The sequence below is a fragment of the Pseudarthrobacter cellobiosi genome, from assembly GCF_023913815.1.
GTDB lineage: Bacteria > Actinomycetota > Actinomycetes > Actinomycetales > Micrococcaceae > Arthrobacter > Arthrobacter cellobiosi.
Genome location: NZ_JAMXBK010000023.1, coordinates 26,107 through 48,334 on the forward strand (window position 1 = coordinate 26,107; position 22,228 = coordinate 48,334).

Genomic DNA, 22,228 nt, shown 5'->3' on the forward strand with positions numbered 1-22,228 from the left:
GCGCATCACTAAGAATCCATCCCTGTGCAATATACTAGGACATCCAAGGGTTTGGAAGACCGAAGGGATATGAAGCGTGCAGCCACAAGGACGTGAGCGTGTTGTGACCGAAGCCCCGCCCTTTCCAGAGGCAGACCTGATGCACATCGTGGACCTCCTGCCCGCAGCGGAGCGCGCGCGCTACCTGGAGATCCGGGCGTTCCTGCAGTCCACGGTGCGGCAGGCATCCATTGACTACTGGAACCGCGAGGAATTCCCGTTCGGGCTGCTGGCGGAAATGGGCAAGCACGGGCTTGGCGCCTTGCAGACGGACGGCACATCCAAGCTCTTCAAGGGCCTGATGTACGTCGAAGTGGCCAGGGCGGACGTTTCTCTGTCGGCACTCGTGGGGATCCACAACGAACTGATCGTGGGGATGATCGACGCCCTCGGTTCCGTGGAACAGAAGCAGCAGTGGCTGCCTGGCCTGAAGAACTTTACCCAGCTGGGCGCCTTCGCCCTGACCGAACCGGAGCACGGCTCGGACATCGCCGGCGGGCTTGAAACATCCGCGCGGCTGGAGGGCGGCGAGTGGGTGATCAACGGCGCGAAGCGCTGGATCGGCTCCGGGACCATCGCGGACTTTGCCCTGGTGTGGGCGCGCGACGCAGCGGACGGGCACATCAAAGGATTCATTGTGGAGACGGACCGCGCTGGCTACCGGGCAACCAAGATTGCCAACAAGATCGGCCTGCGGATCATGCAGAACGCGGACATCTTGCTGGACAACGTCAGGATTCCGGCGTCCAACATGCTGCCGGGCGCCACGGACTTCTCCAAAGCCAACGACCTCCTGCGGGATTCGCGCGCTTGGGTCGGCTGGCAAGGTGCCGGGATCCAGCTGGCCGCGTTCGACGTCGCCCGTTCCTACTCCCTGGAGCGCAGGCAATTCGGAAAGGAACTGGCATGCTTCCAGCTGGTCCAGCAGCAACTGGCGGAGATCCTGGGCAACGCCTCCGCGTCACTGGCGCTGATGGCCCAGCTCGCCCGGATCCAGACGGACGGCAAGCTGGAGATGGCGCAGGCGGCCATGGCAAAGTCCACGTGCACCCGGCTGGCCCGCGCGTCAGTGGCGATGGGACGCTCGCTGCTGGGCGGCAACGGGATCAGCTCGGACTTTGAAATGGGTAAGCTCTTTGGTGATGCCGAAATCCTCTATACCTATGAGGGCAGCTACGAAATCAATTCGCTGATTGTTGGCCGGGCCGTCACCGGAAAATCGGCCTTCGTGTAGAAATTCGCAAATAACAACAACTTAACAAAAAACTGCCCTGGCCATGCTTTGCAGCACGGCCAGGGCAGTTGATCAGAACCTTAGAGCGGGCGAATGTTCTCTGCCTGCGGGCCCTTGGGACCTTGGGTCACATCGAATTCGACTTTCTGGTTCTCATCCAGCGAGCGGTAGCCGCTGCTGGCGATTGCGGAGTAGTGCGCGAAAACATCGGCGGATCCGTCGTCCGGAGCGATGAAGCCAAAGCCCTTTTCAGCGTTGAACCATTTAACTGTGCCTGTTGCCATTGCTAACTTCCTTTGTAACCCTTTTCTGGTCCTGCTCGGACGGCAGGCAGACGCGGAGTCTGTAGTCCGCTGTCTCAAACCTAGGGGCTGCGCGGTGGGCGTGCAATAGCTGCAGTCATCAAGTGTCACCCCTGTTACAGAAGTGGTACACGCGAATTGGTCCTATTCGGGCCGCCGACGTCAGCTGCCGCCCCGCTCCATGGCTGTGTTTGCCTTAGCCGCTGCGGGCTAGCGCATACCCTCCCGGCGGATGGCCGTGGCGATGGCAGCGGCGCGGGTTTCCACCCCGAGCTTGGCGTAAATGTGCGCCAAATGGGTCTTGACTGTGGCCTCGGATATGAAGAGCCGCTGGCCCAGCTCCCGGTTGCTGAGCCCCTCGGTCAGGAGGCTCAGCAGCTCCGCCTCCCGGGGCGTCAGGACCTCGTCGGGATTGCGCAGCTGCTGGAAGAGCCGGGAGGCCACCGGGGCGCTCATGACGCTCTTCCCCTGTATGGCACCGCGGATGGCGGCGAAGATTTCGTCCGGGGCGGCGTCCTTGAGGAGGTAGCCCATGGCGCCGGCGTCGACTGCCCGGACGATGTCCGCGTCGGAATCGTAGGTGGTGAACACCAGGATGGCCTGCCGGCTGTTGCGCTGCCGCAGCAGCTTGATGGCCTCGATCCCGTCCATTCCGGCGCCCATGGCCAGATCCATCACCACCACGGCAGGGGAGTGCTGTTCCACCAGCCCCAGGGCATCCTCTCCGGAAGCGGCCTCGGCCACCACGTCAAAGTCAGGCTGCGTGCCCAGCAGTGCCTTGAGGCCGCTCCGGACCACCAGGTGGTCGTCCACCAGGAGGACAGTGATGGTAGTCATGCGTCCTCCGGTGTCATCTGCTGGCCACGTGGCGCTGACTGCAACCGTGCCGGCACCTGTGCGGCCACGATGGTCCCTTCGCCGGGGGAACTTTCCACCGAGAATACCCCGCCCAGCTGCTCCACGCGCTGGCGCATCGCCCGCAGCCCGTATCCTCCGGCGTCCGACGGCGGTGCTGCCGCTGACGGGTCAAAGCCCGTCCCGTCGTCGTAGATGTCAAGGGTGACCGAGCCGGGAAGGAACCCCAGCGTCAGGGTTGTGGTGGCGGCGTTTGCGTGCTGCTGGATGTTCGCGGCCGCGCTCTGGACCACCCGCAGCAGGGTGTGCCGGACTTCCGCCGGGACGTCCCTCGGTTCGCCGGTGACCAGGAGCCGGGCGTGCGGGACGTACTGGGCGGCCGCCTGGTGCAGGGCCTCCGGCAGAGGCGATGCGTCGAGGCCCGGGGAGGCGAGCTCGTGGACCAGGCTGCGCGTCTCGGAGAGATTCCGGCGCAGCAGTTCCGTAGCCTGGTTGAGCTCCTGGCGCGATCCCGGGCCTGGCCACGAACGGTCAGCGGCCTCCAGGAGCAGCAGGCTGCTGGCCAGGCCCTGCGTCACGGTGTCGTGGATCTCCCGCGATACGCGCTCGCGTTCGGCGATGGTGCCGGCCCGGCGCTCACTGGCCGCCAGCTGCCCGTGTGCCAGCGATACCTCGGCATGGAGACGGCGCTGCTCCGCGGCGTCGTGCTCGATCCGGTCGTAGATCAGCGTCAGCATCACGCCAACGGCGAGCGGCCCCAGCAGCATCGCGAGGTCCGTGCCGTCGCTGAGCCGGAACAGCCCGACCGCGGTGGCGGCCGCCGTCGCGCCCGCCGCCACATAGCCCACGGCGCCCGTAAAGGCAGTCCGGCACAGAAAGAAGATCGCAAAGGAACACCACGCAAAGCTGGGCGCGGCGATGACCAAGGCTGCCCAGACGGCCACAAACACGAGCATCCAGACCGCCCATTGGCGTCTCTGACGGGCCAGCACGGCGATTACGCAATACAGGCCACAGACGGCACCCGCGAGGCCGAGGACCAGGACGTTGTCCTGAAGGCTGTGCCGCATGGCATAGCGGACGGCCGAAGCAACAAGCAGGACCGCGAAGCCAAGGTGGACGGCGGCGTCGATCCGGCCGAACCGGCCAGAGGCGGCGGCCGGACTGGCAGGCAGAGCGGGCCCGGTGGTCAGCGAGGATCCGTCGGTCAGGGTTTTACAGGGAGTGGCTGGGGAGGGCATGGGGTCCGGTTCAGGTCAGGGGCGTTCCTATCCCATGCTATTGCCCGCGCCGTTGCTGGTCTCTCCGCCTTTTAGCTGATGCTGCTGGCCATCCGGGGGACCGGGAGGCAGCCGAAGGCCCGATGCTTACCGCGGCGGGGCTGGACAGGATGGATGGAGCCGATGCCCGTTCCACTGGATTCCGCCAACGTGAGTCCATCAACGTGCGTCCATTAACCCAAGGAGAAACACCGTGAAGAAGAACAACAAGATTGCCGCCGCCGCTGCTGCCGCCGGAGCTTTGCTGCTGACGGGAGGGCTGACCGCTGCGGCCAATGCCGGGACCAGCCAGGCGGCCGCTCCCGCTGCGGTACCCGCCGTCGACATCCCGCCGGCACCGGAAACCGTCGCGGCGCAGAACCGCATCACCGTTGGCGCCTCATCCGACGCCGTCAGCGCAGCCCTCGCCAAATGCCAGGCCGACAAGCTGCCGTTCGTCACGGTGGCACTCGTGGACAGGTTCGGCACCGTCCAGGCGCTCCTGCGCGGGGACAACGCCGCCGAGCACACGATCGAAGCAGCCAAGCAGAAGGCGTACACCGCGGCCGCCTTCGGTGCGCCGACGAGCGAGCTGGCCAAGCGCATCAACGGCAACGGCCCCAGCATCGCGGACCTTCCCGGCACCCTGTTCCTGCCCGGCGGCGTGCCGCTCAAGGTCAATGGTGTGTCCGTAGCAGGCATTGGCGTGGGCGGCGCCCCCGACGGCAACCTGGACGAAGCCTGCGCCACCGCAGGCGCCGAGGCCATTGCCGCTGCGGCTGCCGGCCCAGGCAAGTAGGCTCGGCTCCATGAGGCGGTTCAAGACCTGGCGGTTTAGGACCTGGCGGTTTAGGACCTCGCGGTTCAGGACCGGGTGCCGGGCAGGCCGGGCAGCGGCGATACTCGCGATCGCGGGCGGGGTTGCAGTGTGCCTGGCCGCCTGCCAGACGGGTCCCGGTGAGCTGCCGCGGGTGGAGTCGCCGTCGTCGTCCGTCCTGGCGAGCCCGGAGCCCCCGGTTCCGGCCACTTCCACGCCGGCCGCATCACCGTCCGCCCCTAACCCGGCGGCCACCAAGCCGCCAGCCCTATCGGCCGAAGCCCAGGCCCTGTTGGACCAGGAGCTGATCGCTGCAGCGAAGGCCAACGACGTGGCGCTGGTAGGTGAACTCATTGGCCGCGGCGGCGACGTGAACGTCAAGGACGCCATCCAGGATTCCGCCTTCCTCTATGCCGGGGCCGAGGGATTCAACGAGGTGCTCCGGCTGACGCTGGCGGCCGGCGCGGACGTTGCCAGTACCAACCGGTACGGCGGCACGGCACTGATCCCGGCCAGCGAACACGGCCATGTGGAGACGGTCCGCATCCTCCTGGCTGCCGGAGTGCCAGTGAACCATGTGAACAACCTGGGCTGGACCGCCATGCAGGAGGCTATCCTGCTCAACAACGGCGGGCCAAGGCAGCAGGACGTCGTGCGCCAACTCCTGGATGCGGGTGGAGACCCGAACATCCGGGATCCCCAGGGGCGGACCGCCTTGGAGAACGCCGAACGGCTGGGCTTTGTGGAGATCGCCAACGTGATTCGTGGCCACGGTTAGTAACGCAGTGCCCCGCTTATATTCCCCACCTTTGCCATGAACGTACGACGGCGCGCCGCACTTTTGGTGCGACGCGCCGCCGTCGGGCGTAAAAGGTGGGGAGACGCAGCCAGGCCGCCCCCGGAGATCCCGGAGATCCCGGTTACACGGCTTCGAGCACGCTGACGTAGTTGGCGATGCCGACGCCGCCCATGTTCTGCACGGCGGCGCGGCGGGGGTTGGCGAGCTGCATGTCGCCGGCGGTCCCGGTGAGCTGCATGGCGGCGATGACGTGCTGGGAGACGCCGGTGGCGCCGACGGGATGGCCTTTGGCCTTGAGCCCGCCGGAGACGTTGATGGGCAGCTTGCCGTCCTTGAAGACCCAGCCTTCCTGCACAGCGCGGGCGCCCTGGCCCGGTTCGGTCAGTCCCATGGCCTCATACATCAGCAGCTCGGCAATGGTGAAGCAGTCGTGCACCTCAGCGAAGTCCAGGTCTTCAAGCCCGACGCCGGCCATCCCCAGCGCACGCTGCCAGGACATGCGCGTGGCGGCGAAGGCGGTAGGGTCCCGGCGTTCAGCCGGAAAGAAGTCGTTCGCGTGGCCGAAACCGGCCAGCCTGACCGGCGCAGCGGCCCCGCCGGTTGGCGAGGTGCTGAGCACAACGGCGGCGGCGCCGTCGGACACGGGGGAGCAGTCGGTGCGGCGCAGCGGATCGGCCACCATGGGGTTCTTGTCCGAAACGGTGCGGCAGAACTCCTCGCCGAGGTCCTTGCGGAGCTGGGCGTAGGGGTTGTCCACGCCGTTGCGGTGGTTCTTGGCCGCGATGGAGCCCAGCACGTCGCCCAGCTGTCCGTCGCCGCGACCGTAGCGCTTTTCGTAGTGCTTGGCGACGTCCGCGAACAGGCCCGTGAAGCCGGTGGTGGACGTCTGGCCGGCCATGTCGTAGTCGGCGCCCAGCAGGGCGGCTCCCACAACGTCGGCACCGGCGTGGGTCATCTTCTCGGCCCCGATCACCAGCACGGTCTTCGCCGTCCCGGCAAGCAGCGACTTGGTGCCCTGCTGGAACGCGGCCGAACCGGAGGCGCAGGCGTTCTCCACACGCGTGGCCGCGACGTTGGCCAGGTCGGGCGAGACCTGCAGCGCCAGGGACGACGGGAAGGCCAGCGGCATCATGCCGGAGTTGAACTGGCCCAGGTAGATCTCATCGATCTGGCCGGGCTCGATCCCGGCGTTGCCGATGGCCTCGGCGGCCACCTGGACGATCAGGGACTCGAGGGTCTCGTCGGTGAGCTTGCCGAACCGGCTGTGGCCCCAACCTGTGAGCAGGACGTCCTTGCCGAACTGTTCCTTCAGGCTCATGCCCTGGCTCCTTCCAGCGTTGATTCGTTCAGTGTTGCTTCGTTCAGTGTTGATTCCAGGGCGACGGTGAACCCGGCGTCGGTCTTTTCGCGGATTTCCTCTACGGTGACCCCCGGCGCAAGTCGGGTCAGCGTGAGCTGCCGCCCGCCGTCGTCGTCCGCTTCTTGTTCGGTCTTCACGATGTCGAAAACCGCGAGGTCGCTGATGATCCGGTCCACGCAGCGCAGGCCGGTGAGCGGCAGGGTGCACTCGGTGACGATCTTTGCCGTGCCGTCCTTGGCGTTGTGTTCGGTCAGGACCACCACGCGCGGGGTGCCGGCGACGAGGTCCATGGCGCCGCCCATGCCCTTGACCATTTTGCCGGGGATGGTCCAGTTGGCGAGGTCCCCGTTGCCGGAGACCTGCATGGCGCCCAGGATGGCCACCTTAACGTGGCCGCCGCGGATCATTCCGAACGATGTGGCGGAGTCGAAGATGCTGCCGCCGGGCAGCACCGTGACGGTCTGCTTGCCGGCGTTGATGAGGTCCGCGTCTTCCTCGCCCTCATACGGGAACGGGCCCATGCCGAGCAGGCCGTTTTCGCTCTGCAGGACCACGCGGACGCCGTCGGGCAGGTTGTTGGCCACCAGCGTGGGGATGCCGATGCCCAGGTTCACGTAGTCGCCGTCGTTCAGTTCCTCGGCCGCGATGGCAGCCATTTCGTCCCTGGTCCAGGCCATGGGGTTCTCCTTGGGTTCAAAGTTTGTGGGGGCTTAAGTGTTCGTTCGCGCCGGTGGGGTGGCGTTCAGGCGGGGATTGTTGCCGCGGTCCGGGGGCGGACGGTGCGCTGTTCGATGTCCTTCACCCGGCCGCTCGCCTGGACCAGGTGCTGGACGTACACGCCCGGGGTGATGATGTGGTTGGGATCCAGTGAGCCCGGCTCCACTATGACTTCGGCTTCGGCGATGGTCACCAGGCCGGCGGTGGCCACCACCGGGTTGAAGTTCCGGGCCGTGTAGCGGTAGATCAGGTTCCCGTCCGTGTCGGCGGTGTGCGCGTGGACCAGCGCGACGTCGGCGCGGATGGCGCGCTCCTGGACGTACGTTTCGCCGTCGAACTCTGCCAGCGGCTTGCCTTCCGCAACCAGCGTTCCCACGCCGGTCTTGGTGTAGAAGGCCGGGATGCCGGAGCCGCCGGCGCGGAGGCGCTCGGCCAGGGTGCCCTGCGGGGTGAACTCCACTTCAAGCAGGCCCGCGAGGTACTGCTCGGCGAAGAGTTTGTTCTCGCCCACATACGAGGCGATCACCTTGCGGACCTGGCCGGCTTCGATCAGCACGCCGAGACCTTTCCCGTCCACACCCATGTTGTTGGACACCACGGTCAGATCACGCACGCCGGAGTCCCGCACGGCCTCGATGAGGTCAGCCGGGATGCCGCTCAGGCCAAATCCGCCGACGGCGAGCGTCATGCCGTCCCGGAGCACTTCGGCCAGGGTAGCGGCGGCGTTGGATTTCAGTTTGGACATTCCGTCTCCTCGTCATCGAGCATGCAGAGCCATTCGGGAATATCCACTTTGTGGACATGGGTCTTGATAAGGGAGCCTAGACGGCGCGCTGAAGCTGGTCAACGGCGAAAACTTGCCAGAATGACAGATATTTCACAGCGTGGACGCTAGACTTTGAGGTGTCCACATTGTGGAGGATTTTTGAGAGTTGGTAAGCCGAATGACAAATCCAGTCCAAGGGGCGCAGGTGGTGGGCCGTGTGGCGTCACTGCTGCGGCTTGTCGGCCGGAAGCCGGAGGGCAGCTCGATTGCCGGGCTGGTCCGGGAGTCCGGGCTGACCCGCCCCACCGTCCACCGGCTCCTGAGATCCCTTGCCGCGGAGGGCCTCCTGGACCACGATGCCCGCAGCGGAAACTGGATCCTGGGCCCGGAGATTTTCCTGCTGGGATCAGTGGCGGCGGCCCGCTTCCCGTTTGAGGACCTGGCGCGGCCAAGCCTGCGCCGGCTGGCCGAGGAGACCGGCGAAAGCGCCTTCTATTCCATCCGCAGGGGCCAGGAGACGGTCTGCGTGCTGCGGGAGGAGGGCAGCTTCCCGGTACGCTCCTTTGTGCTGCATGAGGGAGTCCGTTTTCCGCTGGGCGTGGCCTCGGCCGGGACTGCGATCATGGCGTTCCTCCCGGATGACGTTCAGGACGCCATCCTGTCCGGCTGGGACCATCACGCCGGCAGTTTCGCAGCAGGCCACAGCGTGGACGTGGTGCGCAGGAATCTGGAACGGACCCGGCTGCATGGATTCGCCGTGAATCCCGGCCTGGTGCTTGAGGGAAGCTGGGGGATGGGGGCGGCCGTGTTCGACCAGTTGGGCCGGCCGGTTGGCGCGCTGTCCCTCACCGGCATCGAACCCCGGTTCCGGCCGGAACGGCAGGAGTTCCTCGGCAAACTGCTGATGGAGGAAGCCCACCGGATCACCACGGTGCTGACCCGTTCGGCGGGCGCCGTCTGAACTGCTCGGCGGAGTGTGACTGACCCGCGCGCCGGCTGGAGTGCGCCGGCTGGAGCGCGCCGGCTGGAGCGCGCCAGGGATACCCCGCGGGCCATTGTGGGGCACTTTGACACGGACACGCCGTGTTCCGGGCGGGACCGGTCCAGACAGGGTTCAAAGTGCCCCGGTTCGGCTGACAGCCCGACCCGGCGTACCTCGGCTGCCGCCTATTTCCACCAAGTGTCGAAGATGGTGACCGGCACGGTGCGCTTGTGGCGCGTGCGGAGGTACTTCTGCTCGATCAGCTCGGCGGCCGCCTCGGGGATGTCCCGGCCTTCTAGGTAATCATCGATCTGGTCATAGCTCAGGCCCAGTTCGTCCTCATCGGTGCGTCCGGGCTTGCCGTCCAGAAGGTCCGCGGTGGGTACTTTTTCCCAGACCCGGGCAGGGGCGCCCAGTTCGGCCAGCAGTTCACGGTTCTGGCGTTTGTTGAGGCCGAACAGCGGCAGGATGTCCGCGCCGCCGTCGCCGAATTTCGTGAAGAACCCGGTGACGGACTCTGCGCCGTGGTCGGTGCCGATCACCAGGTAGTTGTGCTCGCCGGCCAGCGCGTACTGGGCGATCATCCGCGTGCGTGCCTTGGTGTTTCCCTTGTGGAAATCGGAGATTCCGTTGCCCACAGTCTTCTCGAATTCGTCCTCGAAGCCATCCACGGCGGCGGAGATGTTGAAGGTCCATTCCGTCTTGGCCTGGATGAAGTCCAGTGCGGCCTGGGCGTCGTCCTCGTCATGCTGGACGCCGTACGGAAGGCGGACCGCCACGAAGTTGGCCTCCACGCCTTCGGCTTCCAGCTCCTCCACAGCCAGCTGGGCCAGCCTGCCGGCGAGGGAGGAGTCCAGCCCGCCCGAGATGCCCAGGACAAAGCCCTTGGTGTGGGTTGCCCGGAGGTAATCCTTCAGGAAATCCACCCGCTTGCGAACCTCCCCGAGGGGGTCGATCCGGGGCTGCACGCCCATTTCTTCGATGATGGTGGCTTGGAGTTCGCGCATGTGATCCAGCCTAGTCAGCGCTGTCAACAACGCTCAACTGTGTCCACCCGAACCACCCACGTGTCCACCCGAACCACTCACCGCCCGGCGCGAACGGACAATTGAAAACCCAGCGCGAAGGGACACTTGGGGCCCCGGGGCTACAGCGCTGCGGGTGCCGCTCCGGTTGAACCGCGCACTGTGAGATGCGTGGGCATCAGGGAGCGGCTGCGGCTGCCACCGCCCGCCAGCGGGTTGAGCTGGGCCAGGAGCATGGACACGGCCACGCGGCCGGCCTGTTCGATCGGGGAAGCCATGGTGGTCAGCGGGGGATTGCAGAAGTCCGCGCCGAAGATGTCGTCGCAGCCCACCACGCTCATGTCCTCCGGGACCCGGATGCCGCGTTCGCGCAGCCGCTGGAGCATGCCGATGGCGATGAGGTCGTTGAAGGCAATACAGGCGGTGACACCGGAGTGCACGGCCGCGTCTGCTGCGGCGGCACCTGATTGCGTCTTAGGGGCGAACGGGCCCAGCCTGCGCACATCCACGCCGCGGTCCTCGGCGGCGGCCGCCAGGGCTGTCCAGCGGAGGGTGCTGGATTGGGATGTCAGTGGTCCCGCCATGTAGGCGATCCGGATGTGGCCGAGGGAAATCAGGTGGTCCAGTGCCTGGCTGGTGGCGGACGGCGTGTCAATGACGACGGCGGGAACGCCGGGTACGTCGCGGTTGATGGTCACCATGGGAATCTTGGCGGCCGCGGCCAGCAGCGCCTCATCGCTGAGCCTGGACGCGGTGACGATGATTCCGTCAGCGCTCTTGCGCAGCTGCTCCACGGTGGAGGCCTCCACCTCGTCGGACTCTTCCGTGTCCACAAGCAGCTGGGTGTATCCGGCCGCCTTGAGCTGCAGCTGTGTGCCACGGATGAGGTCAAAATAGAACGGATTGGTGATGTCAGGCACCAGGACGCCGACGGCGCCGGTGCGGCCGGAGCTCAGCGCCTTCGCCTGGCTGTTCGGCGTGTAGTTCAGCTCGGCCGCTGCCGCTTCGATCCGCGCACGGGTACGGATGTTGACCCGGTCCGGAGTGGAAAGTGCGCGGGACACGGTGGAGGCGGCCACCCCGCAGATCGCGGCGATGTCATGGATGGTGGCCGGGCGGTCTGTTCCGGCTGCTTGCATCGCCATGGCGCGCTCCTCACTGAACGGGATGACAGGGGGCTTGTGACGGTTGCCACATCCCTGTAGCTCTAGGTTGCCACAGCATGCAATCATTTGGCAATCGGTTGTCATTGATGGTTGACGTGTCTAGACTTAGGGCAGCACTTTTTGTGAACTGAGTCACCCGCGCGCCGGAGCGGCACCAAGGCTGTCCCGTCGCGGGCATACCGAAGGAGATTCCCGTGACCGAAGCAACAACCGAAGCGGCCAGCACAGTCTGGACGCTCTCAGGATTCGGCGATGAAGTGGATACGGACCCCGCCATCCAGGCCGCTGTCCTGCTGGCACTTGGGGCGAGCTACATCGAAGTACGCAGCGCCTGGGGCGTTAACGTCTCCGAACTGACGCCTGGGCAGGTATCCGAGCTCAAGGAACTCCTGGACGCCAAGGGCCTGAAGGTCTCCGCCGTCGCCAGCCCCATCGGCAAGGTGGACATCAGCCTGCCCGTGGAGCACGAGGTCGAGCGCCTCCGCCAGATCATCTCCGTGGCCAAGGGCCTGGACACCAAGTACATCCGGATCTTCTCCTTCTTCCGGAGCGAAGACCAGACGCCGGAGGAAATCCGCGACGACGTCATCACGCGCATGCGGGCACTGGCCGCTGAAGCCGCAAGCGCCGGCGTCGTACTTTTGCACGAGAACGAAAAGGACATCTACGGCGATACGCCGCAGCGCGTCCTGGACATCATGGAGTCCGTGGACTCTCCCGCACTGCGGATCGCCTGGGACAACGCCAACTTCGTCCAGGTGGGCGTCCGGCCCTACACCGACGGCTACGCCATGCTGCGCCCGTACCTCGAATACCTCCAGGTTAAGGACGCCATCATGGCTACGGGTGAAGTTGTGCCTTCCGGCGAGGGCGACGGCGAACTCGACGCCACCATTGCCGCCCTGAAGGCGGACGGTTATGCCGGCTTTGCCTCCCTTGAGCCCCACCTGGCCAGCCACCACGAACTGGGCGGCTTCTCGGGGCCGGTTGCCTTTGGCTCCGCCGCCCGCGCCTTCGCGGGCCTGGCTGCCAAGAACGGAATCGTACTTTCGTGACCGGCCTCAGGGCCGCAGTCATCGGCTGCGGTGATGTTTCGGCAGTGCACTTTGAGGCCATCGCAAAGCTCGACGGCGCGCGGCTGGCCGGTGTCTGTGACTCAGATCCCGGCCGCCTTGCGGCCGCTGTGGCCGCCTATGGCGTCCCGGGATTCCCGGATCACCTCAGCCTGATCGAGGCCGTGGGGCCGGATGTTGTGCACATTACGACGCCGCACAACATGCATGCCTCCATCGCGGCGGACTGCCTGGAGCGCGGCGTGAATGTCATTGTGGAAAAGCCGCTGGCGCATACGCTCGAGGAGGGCCGCCGGCTGGTGGAGGCCGCCAAAGCGTCCACTGCCAAGATCGCCGTCTGCTTCCAGAACCGCTACAACGCCACCGCGCAGGCCATGCACGCACTGCTTTCCTCCGGCGAACTGGGCGCGGTACTAGGGGCGTCAGCTACGGTGCTGTGGCACCGCGACGCCGACTACTACCGCAGCCGGCCCTGGCGCGGCACCTGGGCGGGTGGCGGTGGTGGGCTCATGATGAACCAGGCCATCCACACCGTGGACCTGCTGCAGTGGCTGGTGGGCGACGTCGTTTCGTTGTCCGGCAACGCGGCCACCAGGTTCCTGGGCGAAACCATCGAGGTGGAGGATACGGCGGAGTTTGTTGCCCAGCACGCCAACGGTGCGCGCAGCGCCTTCTACGCAACGCTGGCCAACGCCGTGAACGCGCCGGTCACGCTGGACATTGTCACGGAAAGAGCGACTCTCAGTCTTCGTGGGGACTTGACGGTCACTTATGCGGACGGCCGCGTGGACGTGGTCCCCGAGCGTGTGGTGGAGTCCGGCGGGCGCGCCTACTGGGGGGTCTCGCATGAGCTGCTCATCAGTGACTTCTATGCCCGGCTCGGTGACGAAGGCCCGTTCTGGATCGATCCGGAAGAAGCAGAGAAATCTCTGAAGATCGTCAAGGAAATCTACCGCCAGAGCTACCCGGACGCGGCGGCGAAAGACTCCTGACCTCCTCGCGGCAACCGGTTGAAGGCCTTTAGAACGTTTCATTCACGGCGATTCTCGCTTAGATTGCAACAATATTGACAATCGGTTGCCAAAGTTGGCAATCATGCGTACTCTGAATCTCGGAAGGTCGGTGTGGCCCACGCCACACCGGCCCAATCGCAACTCTCACGTTCCACAGATTCAGGAGCCAACAATGAAGTTAGGTCCCAAGGCGGCAGCTGCCGCTCTTATCATCAGCTCAGCACTGGCGCTGACCGCCTGCGGCGGCGGCGCTCCCGCCGGCGCCGGCGCAACGGCCAAAACAGCGACGCTGTCACTGGGTGCAGTTCAGGAACTCCGCTCCTGGGACCCGGCACAGGCCCACGTCGGTCACTATCTCCAGCCTTACCAGGCAGCGTACGACTCCCTGATCCTGCGGGAACCGGACGGCAAGCTCAGCCCCATGCTGGCCACCGCGTGGAAGTACAACGAGACCAACACCAAGCTCACCGTTGACCTCCGCACGGACGTGACCTTCAGCGACGGCGCAAAGTTCGACGCTGAGGCCGCCAAGGCCAACATGGACCACTTCAAGAAGGCCAACGGCCCGCAGATGGCCCAGCTGACCGCCGTCTCAGACGTCAAGGTTGTTGACGCCGACACCATCGAACTGAACCTGACCGCCCCGGATCCGTCCCTGGAGTTCTACCTCAGCCAGGCCGCCGGCCTGATGGGCAGCCCCAAGGCGCTGGGCACCGACGCCATCAAGACCGAGCCCGTAGGCAGCGGCCCGTATGTTATGGACAAGGCCGCCACAGTGAAGGACTCGCAGTCGGTGTTCGCCGCCCGCAAGGACTACTGGAACAAGGACCTCCAGAAGTTCGAGAAGGTCACCTTCAAGATCCTGATTGACCTGACCGCCCGCACCAACGCCCTCGTTTCGGGCCAGGTGGACGCCACGCTGCTGGACCCCAAGACCGGCAAGCAGGCTGAAGGCGCCAAGATGAACCTGGTCGCCACCGAGGTGGACTGGCAGGGTCTCCTGTTGATGGACCGCGACGGTACCAAGAACCCCGCGCTGGGGAACGTCAAGGTCCGCCAGGCGATCAACTACGCCTTTGACCGCAAGACCATCCTGGACCAGGTCCTGATGGGCCAGGGCACCCCCACGTCGCAGCCGTTCGGCAAGGCCAGCGGTGCATGGACCGAAGAGCTGGAGAACTACTACAGCTACGATCCGGCCAAGGCCAAGGCCCTCCTGAAGGAAGCCGGCTACGAGACCGGCGTCGTCCTCGACATCCCGTCGGTTCCGGGCTGGGAAACCCAGCTCGCAGTGATCAAGCAGCAGCTGGCGGACGTTGGAATCACCGTGAACATTGGTGCCGCCATCACCAACACGTTCACCAGCGATGTCGCCGCCCAGAAGTTCACCACCATGTTCTTCTCCCTCTTCCAGGGTGAGCCGTGGGTTGCCACCAACCAGATCATCTCCACGAAGGCCCTCTACAACCCGTTCAAGAACACCACTCCCGAGCTGCAGGCCAAGATCGATGCAGTCGAGAAGGGCGGCAAGGACGCTGGCAAGCTGGCCCAGGAAGTCAACAAGTACGTTGTGGAGCAGGCCTGGTTCGCCCCGATGTTCCGCGTGAACCAGATGTATTACCACAACTCCAAGATCACCGTGGAACCGCAGGTCCAGCAGGCCGTTCCGTCGATCTACAACTACTCGCCCGCCAAGTAACCCGCAAGGAAGCACCGGGCACGTAGCCACACAATTCAGGCGCAGGTCCGGCAGCCCAACCAACGGTGGGCTGCCGGACCGGGCAACCAATCCATGCCAGTTCAATGGAGCCAGCAATGATCACTTTCATCCTTAAACGCCTCGGCAGCGGACTCGTAGTCCTGTTCGCCGTCTCGATCCTCGTTTTTTCCCTGCTCTACGTATCGAGCGGCAGCATTGCGCGGAACATCCTGGGCGACCAGGCCACGCCGGATCAGCTGGCCGTGAAGGAAGCCGAGCTGGGGCTGGACCAGCCCATCATCACGCGCTACTTCAGCTGGCTCACGGGCGCCCTGCAGGGGGACCTGGGCACATCCTGGTTCACCTCTGAACCCGTCTCCCACGCCCTCGCCACGCGCATTCCGGTGACCATGACCATGGTGATTGCAGCCATGCTCCTGATCTCCATCATCGCCACCCTCATCGGCGTCGCCGCAGCAGTAAAGCGCGGCTGGGTGGACCGCGTGGTCCAGATCGGTGCCATCATCGGCGATTCTGTCCCCGGCTTTGTCATCGGCATCATCCTGGTGACCATCCTTGCTATCCAGATGGGCCTGTTCCCCGCCACCAGTACCATTTCGCCCGGTGTCGGCGCGGATGCCTGGGTGCTTTCCCTGACCCTTCCGGTGATCGCCCTGCTGATCAACGGCGTCACCGGCGGTGCCCAGCAGATTCGCAGCGCAGTCATCAAGCAGCTCGAACGCGATTACGTCCGCACCCTGCGCAGCCGCGGCATCGGTGAGCGCGAGGTCCTGTTCAAGCACGTCCTGCGCAGCGCAGCTCCGGCTGGACTGACCGTGCTCAGCCTCCAGTTGATCGGCATGCTGGGCGGCGTGGTCATCATCGAGCAGATCTTTGCCCTTCCCGGCATGGGGCCGCTGGCCGTAGCCGCCACCAGCCAGAGTGACCAGCCGGTGGTCATGGGCGTTGTTATGTACACTGTCGCCGTCGTCATTGTGGTCAACCTCATCGTTGACCTGCTCAACGGCTGGCTTAACCCGAAGGTGCGTGCCTCGTGACCGAGTCCGTCGAAACCTCAGCCCTGACACCCATCCCCGGAACGTCAGGCCAGACCGGAACTGTCGTCCGGTCAACAGTCCTCAAACGGCTGTTCAAGAATCCAATGGGCATCATCTCCATCGCCATCCTTCTGGCCATGGCCAGCATGGCCGTCTTCGCCGATGTCCTGGCCCCGTTCGACGAAAACTTCGCCAACATCTCCAAGACTCTCGCAGCCCCGGACGCGGTTAACATCCTGGGCACTGACAGCTCAGGCCGTGACGTCTGGAGCCGGCTGCTCTTCGGGGCGCAGCTGACGCTCAGCTCCGCGCTCCTTTGCGCCGCCGTCGCCATCGCGATCGGCCTGCCCGCCGGCCTCGTGGCTGGCTACTACGCCGGCAAGTTCGAAGCCGTCTCCAACTGGGTTGTCAGCATCCTCATGAGCCTCCCCGGCCTGATCGTCCTGCTGACCATCCGGGCCGCTTTCGGTCCGTCAGTGTGGATTGCCATGATCGCGTTCGGTGTGCTGATCAGCCCTTCCTACTTCCGCCTGACGCGCTCAGCGGTGCAGTCGGTCCGCAACGAGCTCTACGTTGACGCCGCGCGCGTCTCCGGGCTGTCAGACCTCAGCATCATCACCCGCCACATCTTCTCCGTGGTCCGCGCGCCCATCATCATCCAGACGGCGGCGATCGCCGGCGTGGCCATCGCCATCCAGTCCGGACTCGAGTTCCTGGGCCTGGGCGATCCGGCCAAGGCCACCTGGGGTGTGATGCTCAGCGAAGGCTTCAAAAACGTCTACCTCACCCCGACGCTGCTTTTCTGGCCTGCATTTGCCATGGCGCTGACCATCGGTGCCCTTGTCCTCTTGGGCAACGCCATCCGCGACGCCCTGGAAGACGGCGAAAAGATCAAGCACCGCAGGCAGAAAGCTCATCAAGCCGAAGATGCGGCCGCAGCCAGCGCCGCCAAGGCGGCGCGCAAGACCATTGCGGCCGTCGAGGCCGGAACCGAACACCACCTCGTCAAGGTGACCAACCTCGGCGTCGGCTACCCCCAGGCCGACGGATCCATCAAGAAAGTGGTGGATGACGTCTCCTTCCACGTTGACCGCGGCGAAATCCTCGGCATCGTGGGCGAATCCGGGTCGGGTAAGTCCCAGACGGCCTTCTCCATCCTGGGCCTGCTGCCGGACACCGCACGAATCGTGGGCGGCGCCATCCAGTTCGATGGCAACTACACGGTCGCTCCAGGTGAGGACAAGGTCAATCAGCACCGCCTCTCCAAGCTGCGCGGCAAACGGATTTCCTACATCCCGCAGGAACCCATGAGCAACCTGGACCCGGCCTTCACTATCGGCTACCAGCTGGTTACGCCCATGATGCGCGTCCTGGGAATCTCAAAGGCAGAGGCCACCAAGAGAGCCATGAAGCTCCTCTCCGACGTCGGCATCGTCAGCCCGGAGCGCACCTTCAAGGCCTACCCCCACGAGGTATCCGGCGGCATGGCCCAACGTGTGCTCATTGCCGGCGCCATCAGCTGCGAACCGGACCTCATCATTGCCGATGAGCCCACCACGGCACTGGACGTCACGGTCCAGGCCGATGTGCTGGACCTCATCCGCGACCTCCAGCGCCGGCTCGGCGTCGGCGTCATCCTGGTGACCCACAACTTCGGCGTTGTGGCTGACCTCTGCGACCGTGTTGTGGTCATGCAGAACGGCCGGCTGGTGGAGGAAGGCCCCGTGCGGGAGATCCTGCGCGAACCGAAGGAACGCTATACCCAGACTCTGTTGGCTTCGATGCTGGAAGGCAAAGAACCGATGACCATGCTGGTTTCAGCTGCTTCGTCTTCAACTGCGTCATCAAGTGCTAAGGAGAATGTCCTGTGACGGAAACTGCAGCCTCAAGCGCCGCGGTATCAGCCCCGGCACGCGAAGAACTCCTTCGCGTGGAAAACCTGGTGGTCGAGTACCCCGGCAAAGGATTCCGTGCACGGAAATTCCGCGCCCTGACCGACATTAATATCAGCATCGGCCAGGGTGAGACCTTGGGCCTGGTGGGCGAATCAGGGTCGGGTAAGACCACCCTGGGCCGGTCTGTACTGGGTCTCGCGCCGGTGAGCGGCGGCAAGATCACCTTCGAAGGCCAGGACATCAGCCACGCCACCCGCAAGCAGCGGCGCGTCCTCAGCCGTGACATGCAAGTGGTCTTCCAGGATCCCTACACGTCACTGAACCCCGCCCTGGAAATTGGCGACATTCTGGCCGAACCCCTGGGCGTGCAGGGCATGGAGCAGGCAGCAGCAAAGAAGCGCGTGAAGGAACTCCTGGACCAGGTTGGCCTCCCGTCGGATGCCATCCACCGGCTTCCGCGCGAGTTCAGCGGCGGCCAGCGCCAGCGCGTGGCGATTGCCCGCGCCCTGGCGCTGTCTCCCAAGCTCATCGTCTGTGATGAGCCGGTCAGCGCATTGGACCTGTCCACCCAGGCCCGCGTCCTGGATCTCTTCCTGCAGATCCAGAAGGACACTGGCGTCTCCTACCTGTTTGTCTCCCACGACCTTGACGTGGTCCGCCACATCAGCCACCGTGTAGCCGTGATGTACCGTGGAGAAATCGTGGAGCAGGGGCCGGCAGAGATCGTCACGCGCAACCCCGAGCACCCCTACACCCAGCGGTTGCTGCTCGCTTCCCCGGTGCCGGATCCGGACCGCCAGGAGAAGCGCCGTGCCGACCGTCACCGGCTGCTCGAAGAACAGCGCCAGCAGAACGAGCAGGCCGCTGTCCTTGCCTAGGGCTCGTGCCCGAACTAACTCAACAGCAACAACAATGGAGGAATAACGTGGCCAAAATTGGCGTGCAGGCAATGATGCTGAAGGACAGCTTCACCGAAATCGGGGCGTTCGAAACGCTCCGTAAGGTCAGCGACATCGGCTACAACGCCGTCGAGATCTCCCAGATCCCGATGACGCCGGAAAACGTCGCGGAACTGGACCGGTCCCGCAGCGAGCTGGGCATGGACATCGCAGCCCTTTCCGTGGCCATGGAGACCCCCAAGGGCCGGCCTGGCGATTCCCTGGCGGAGCACTTTGACAAGATCGTGGATGACGCAAAGAGCCTGGACTCGAAGTTGCTGCGGATCGGTATGCTGCCGTTCGAGGCAATGACGTCCATCGGCGCGGTGATTGACTTCGCCAAGCAGGCCAACGAGTACGCCGAGCGCCTGCAGGAGCAGGGCCTGGGGCTGTACTACCACAACCACCACATCGAGTTCGCGAAGTTCGACGGCAAATACATGCTGGACATCATTGCGGAGAACTCCCCGGCCATGGGCATGGAAATCGACGTGCACTGGGTCCAGCGCGGCGGCCTGGACCCGGTCCGCACCCTGGAAAAGTACGCCGGCCGCACGGCCATGGTCCACCTGAAGGACTACCGGATAGGCCAAATGCCGGAGTCGGCCATGGGTCTGCTGGATTCCGGCGACTTTATGGGCTTCATGGCCGAGTTCAAGAATGTTGTCCAGTTCGCCGAAGTGGGCGAAGGCAACCTGGACTTCGCATCCATCATCCCGGCCGCGCAGGCTGCCGGCGCCGAGTACCTGCTGGTGGAGCAGGACGAACTCTATGGCCGCACGGTTTGGGAAGCGCTGCAGACTTCCTACGACAACCTGATTGCCCTGGGCCAGTCCGATCTTTTCTAAGACTTCCAAGACCCAGCACTACAGAATACGGAGATTCATTTCATGAGCAAGAAAGTACGCCTCGGAATCATCGGCCTGGGCCAGCAGGGCGGCGCCTACGCCAAGTTCATCACGGACTGCATGGTCCCCAACATGGTGATCGGTGCCATCTGCGACACTGATCCGGCCAAGAAGGAACTTGCCTCGGCCACGTACCCGGACGCTCCCTTCTATGACGACTACATCGCCATGCTGGAAAGCGGCGACGTTGACGCCGTCGTCACCTGCGTTCCGCACTTCCTGCACCCCGAAATGGGCATCGAGACCCTCAAGCGCAACATCCACGCGCTGGTGGAGAAGCCGGCCGGCGTCTACACCAAGCAGGTCAAGGAACTGAACGAGTTCGCTGCCAGCAAGCCGGAACTCTCCTTCGGCATCATGTTCAACCAGCGCAACAACCCGCTGTACAAGAAGCTCAAAGAGATCGTGGAAAACGGCGAGATCGGCAAGATTCGCCGCAGCAACTGGATCATTACCAACTGGTGGCGTCCCCAGGGCTACTACAACTCCAGCGAATGGCGCGCGACGTGGGGCGGCGAAGGCGGCGGCGTCCTGGTCAACCAGGCACCGCACCAGCTGGACCTGTGGCAGTGGATCTGCGGCGTGCCGAAGTCCGTCTACTCCAAGGTTTCCTTCGGCTTCCGCCGCGACATCGCCGTCGAAGATGAAGTGACCGCGGTGGTTGATTACGGAGACGGCGTTACCGGCGTCTTTGTCACCGCCACGCACGATCTGACCGGAACCGACCGCTTCGAGATCCTGGGCGACCAGGGCAAGATCGTCGTCGAGGGCAGCAAGACCGCCACCGTGACACGCCTGAAGAAGCCCGAGCGCGAGCTCAGCGACGGCATGGGCATGGACGATGTCCGTAAGCTCTTTATGGGCGAGCTGAACCCGGAGGAGTACTACACCACTGAGGTCATCGAGTTCGAGTCCGCTTGGGGTGCTCAGCACGCCGGCGTCCTGGAGAACTTCGCCGCCAACATCCTGGACGGCACGCCGCTGCTCGCTCCGGGCTCGGACGGCATCAACGGAGTCCGCCTGGCCAACGCCATCCACCTTTCGGCCTGGACCGGCAAGGAAGTTGGACTGGACTTCGACGAGAACGAATTCCTGGCGGAGCTCAACAAGCGCATCGCCGAAGAGGGCAAGTTCCCGCAGCGCGCCTAGTCGCTGCCCCCTAAGCCCAACTGGGTCGCAATTAATGTCGTTATGAGCGCCCGAAACGACATTAACTGCGACCCAGTTGGGTTTTTTCATCGTTAGGATGGGGCGGTGAGTGAACCCCAAACGCCGGACACCGCCCCGTCAACGGGTTCGGTCAAAAAGCATGGCCGCGACGGCAAATCCAACGCGACCATCTACGATATCGCCAAGATGGCCGGCGTCAACGCGTCCACCGTTTCCCGGGCACTCAGCAAGCCGGGCAGGGTCAGCTCCAAAACACAGAAGCTCATCGAGGATGCGGCCGCCCAGCTGAACTACCAGGTCAATCCGTTTGCGCGCGCACTTCCCACGGGCAAGACCAACACGTTCGGCCTCATCGTCGCGGACATCACCAACCCCACCTTCTTTGACATCATCCGCGGCGCCGAGACCACCGCAACCAGCAGGGATTACACCCTGGTGCTCGCCGAGTCGGCGGAGTCCCCGGCTACTGAACTGACTGCCGCCCGGCGGCTCATGGCCACCGTCGACGGCCTTATTCTCGCTAGCCCGCGCATGGACGATGACAACATCCGCGCCCTGGCCCAGGACAAGCCCGTGGTGGTCATCAACCGCGAAGTAGAGGGCGTGCCGTGCGTGGTGCCGGACGTCAACAAGGGGATCAGCGAGGCGATCCGGAGCATGGCCGCCAACGGACACCAGCGGATCGCCTATGTAGCGGGGCCGCCGCAGTCCTGGATGTCCGAACGCCGTTGGGAGGGTGTGCAGGCAGCTTGCGAATGGTCCCGGCTTGAGGCCGTGCGGCTTGAGTCAACCAAACCAACGGTCGACGGCGGCCGGCAGACTGCGCGCGATGTCCGCGCCAGCGGTGCCACCGCGGTCATGACGTACAACGACTTGCTAGCCATCGGGCTCATGCAGGAACTCCAGGCCGCCGGCATGGTGGTGCCCGACGACATCAGCATCATAGGCTTTGACGATATCTTCGGCGCGGATTTCACGACGCCGCCGCTCACCACGGTGCGTTCGCCGCTGGGGGAGTGCGGCGAAGCTGCAGCGACGCGCCTGTTGGACTTTCTCCACGGGAGCGGGGAGCAGACCGGCACTTTGAGCGTGGAGACTGAGCTGGTGCTGCGCGGGTCCAGCGGTAGGATCCTGCCCGCGAAGTGAATACTGA

Annotated in this window: 21 protein-coding genes; 13 read left to right on the forward strand and 8 right to left on the reverse strand. The window is 64.8% G+C overall.

Annotation, left to right across the window (positions count from 1 at the left end; translation table 11 throughout):
* The first annotated feature begins 139 nt into the window (after positions 1-139).
* Positions 140-1,273, forward strand: a complete 1,134-nt coding sequence (locus NG701_RS09275; protein WP_252567168.1) for an acyl-CoA dehydrogenase family protein — start codon at positions 140-142, stop codon at positions 1,271-1,273.
* An 80-nt stretch (positions 1,274-1,353) separates the two neighbouring features.
* Here NG701_RS09275 and NG701_RS09280 read toward each other — a convergent pair whose 3' ends face one another.
* The 3 genes from NG701_RS09280 to NG701_RS09290 form a co-directional block, all read right to left on the reverse strand.
* Positions 1,354-1,557, reverse strand: a complete 204-nt coding sequence (locus NG701_RS09280) for a cold-shock protein (protein ID WP_013599688.1) — start codon at positions 1,555-1,557, stop codon at positions 1,354-1,356.
* Between the two features lie 228 nt (positions 1,558-1,785).
* The gene (locus tag NG701_RS09285; protein ID WP_252566791.1) at positions 1,786-2,412 is read right to left on the reverse strand and encodes a response regulator; all 627 of its coding nucleotides are present in this window, start codon (positions 2,410-2,412) and stop codon (positions 1,786-1,788) included.
* Positions 2,409-3,671, reverse strand: a complete 1,263-nt coding sequence (locus tag NG701_RS09290) for a sensor histidine kinase (protein ID WP_252566794.1) — start codon at positions 3,669-3,671, stop codon at positions 2,409-2,411. The genes NG701_RS09285 and NG701_RS09290 overlap by 4 nt, the downstream gene beginning before the upstream one ends.
* 232 nt (positions 3,672-3,903) lie before the next feature.
* On the opposite strand from NG701_RS09290, the gene NG701_RS09295 reads away from it, so the two are divergent.
* Positions 3,904-4,488, forward strand: coding sequence for a GlcG/HbpS family heme-binding protein (locus NG701_RS09295; RefSeq protein ID WP_252566797.1), 585 nt, complete (start codon positions 3,904-3,906; stop codon positions 4,486-4,488).
* 10 nt (positions 4,489-4,498) lie between these two features.
* Positions 4,499-5,284: an ankyrin repeat domain-containing protein gene (locus NG701_RS09300; RefSeq protein ID WP_252566799.1), complete on the forward strand. Its 786-nt coding sequence runs from the start codon at positions 4,499-4,501 to the stop codon at positions 5,282-5,284.
* A 142-nt stretch (positions 5,285-5,426) separates the two neighbouring features.
* Here NG701_RS09300 and NG701_RS09305 read toward each other — a convergent pair whose 3' ends face one another.
* From NG701_RS09305 to NG701_RS09315, 3 genes are all read right to left on the reverse strand, one after another.
* Positions 5,427-6,623, reverse strand: a complete 1,197-nt coding sequence (locus NG701_RS09305) for an acetyl-CoA acetyltransferase (RefSeq protein WP_252566801.1) — start codon at positions 6,621-6,623, stop codon at positions 5,427-5,429.
* The gene (locus NG701_RS09310) at positions 6,620-7,342 is read right to left on the reverse strand and encodes a CoA transferase subunit B (RefSeq protein ID WP_252566803.1); all 723 of its coding nucleotides are present in this window, start codon (positions 7,340-7,342) and stop codon (positions 6,620-6,622) included. The genes NG701_RS09305 and NG701_RS09310 overlap by 4 nt, the downstream gene beginning before the upstream one ends.
* Positions 7,343-7,407: 65 nt before the next feature.
* A complete protein-coding gene (locus tag NG701_RS09315) occupies positions 7,408-8,127 on the reverse strand; it encodes a CoA transferase subunit A (protein WP_252566805.1) in 720 nt (239 codons plus the stop codon).
* Between the two features lie 199 nt (positions 8,128-8,326).
* Here NG701_RS09315 and NG701_RS09320 point away from each other — a divergent pair, with 199 nt between their 5' ends.
* The gene (locus NG701_RS09320) at positions 8,327-9,109 is read left to right on the forward strand and encodes an IclR family transcriptional regulator (protein WP_252566807.1); all 783 of its coding nucleotides are present in this window, start codon (positions 8,327-8,329) and stop codon (positions 9,107-9,109) included.
* Between the two features lie 206 nt (positions 9,110-9,315).
* On the opposite strand, the gene nadE is transcribed toward NG701_RS09320, so the two are convergent.
* Both nadE and NG701_RS09330 read right to left on the reverse strand, forming a co-directional pair.
* Positions 9,316-10,137, reverse strand: a complete 822-nt coding sequence (gene nadE, locus NG701_RS09325) for an NAD(+) synthase (protein ID WP_252566809.1) — start codon at positions 10,135-10,137, stop codon at positions 9,316-9,318.
* Positions 10,138-10,277: 140 nt separating this feature from the next.
* Positions 10,278-11,294, reverse strand: a complete 1,017-nt coding sequence (locus NG701_RS09330) for a LacI family DNA-binding transcriptional regulator (RefSeq protein WP_252567170.1) — start codon at positions 11,292-11,294, stop codon at positions 10,278-10,280.
* Positions 11,295-11,515: 221 nt separating this feature from the next.
* Here NG701_RS09330 and NG701_RS09335 point away from each other — a divergent pair, with 221 nt between their 5' ends.
* The 9 genes from NG701_RS09335 to NG701_RS09375 all read left to right on the forward strand — a co-directional run bounded on the left by NG701_RS09335 (position 11,516) and on the right by NG701_RS09375 (position 22,221).
* Positions 11,516-12,376, forward strand: a complete 861-nt coding sequence (locus NG701_RS09335) for a sugar phosphate isomerase/epimerase family protein (protein ID WP_252566811.1) — start codon at positions 11,516-11,518, stop codon at positions 12,374-12,376.
* The gene (locus NG701_RS09340; RefSeq protein ID WP_252566815.1) at positions 12,373-13,386 is read left to right on the forward strand and encodes a Gfo/Idh/MocA family protein; all 1,014 of its coding nucleotides are present in this window, start codon (positions 12,373-12,375) and stop codon (positions 13,384-13,386) included. The genes NG701_RS09335 and NG701_RS09340 overlap by 4 nt, the downstream gene beginning before the upstream one ends.
* A 193-nt stretch (positions 13,387-13,579) precedes the next feature.
* The gene (locus NG701_RS09345; RefSeq protein WP_252566817.1) at positions 13,580-15,106 is read left to right on the forward strand and encodes an ABC transporter substrate-binding protein; all 1,527 of its coding nucleotides are present in this window, start codon (positions 13,580-13,582) and stop codon (positions 15,104-15,106) included.
* A gap of 116 nt (positions 15,107-15,222) precedes the next feature.
* Positions 15,223-16,164: an ABC transporter permease gene (locus tag NG701_RS09350; protein ID WP_252566818.1), complete on the forward strand. Its 942-nt coding sequence runs from the start codon at positions 15,223-15,225 to the stop codon at positions 16,162-16,164.
* Positions 16,161-18,035, forward strand: coding sequence for a dipeptide/oligopeptide/nickel ABC transporter permease/ATP-binding protein (locus tag NG701_RS09355; RefSeq protein ID WP_252566820.1), 1,875 nt, complete (start codon positions 16,161-16,163; stop codon positions 18,033-18,035). The genes NG701_RS09350 and NG701_RS09355 overlap by 4 nt, the downstream gene beginning before the upstream one ends.
* On the forward strand, positions 18,032-18,937 hold the full coding sequence (locus NG701_RS09360) for an ATP-binding cassette domain-containing protein (protein WP_252566822.1): 906 nt from the start codon (positions 18,032-18,034) through the stop codon (positions 18,935-18,937). The genes NG701_RS09355 and NG701_RS09360 overlap by 4 nt, the downstream gene beginning before the upstream one ends.
* A gap of 47 nt (positions 18,938-18,984) precedes the next feature.
* The gene (locus tag NG701_RS09365) at positions 18,985-19,845 is read left to right on the forward strand and encodes a sugar phosphate isomerase/epimerase family protein (protein WP_252566824.1); all 861 of its coding nucleotides are present in this window, start codon (positions 18,985-18,987) and stop codon (positions 19,843-19,845) included.
* Positions 19,846-19,887: 42 nt separating this feature from the next.
* Positions 19,888-21,054: a Gfo/Idh/MocA family protein gene (locus NG701_RS09370; protein ID WP_252566826.1), complete on the forward strand. Its 1,167-nt coding sequence runs from the start codon at positions 19,888-19,890 to the stop codon at positions 21,052-21,054.
* Between the two features lie 105 nt (positions 21,055-21,159).
* Complete coding sequence (locus NG701_RS09375) at positions 21,160-22,221, forward strand: LacI family DNA-binding transcriptional regulator (RefSeq protein WP_252566829.1); 1,062 nt, start codon at positions 21,160-21,162, stop codon at positions 22,219-22,221.
* Positions 22,222-22,228: the final 7 nt, after the last annotated feature.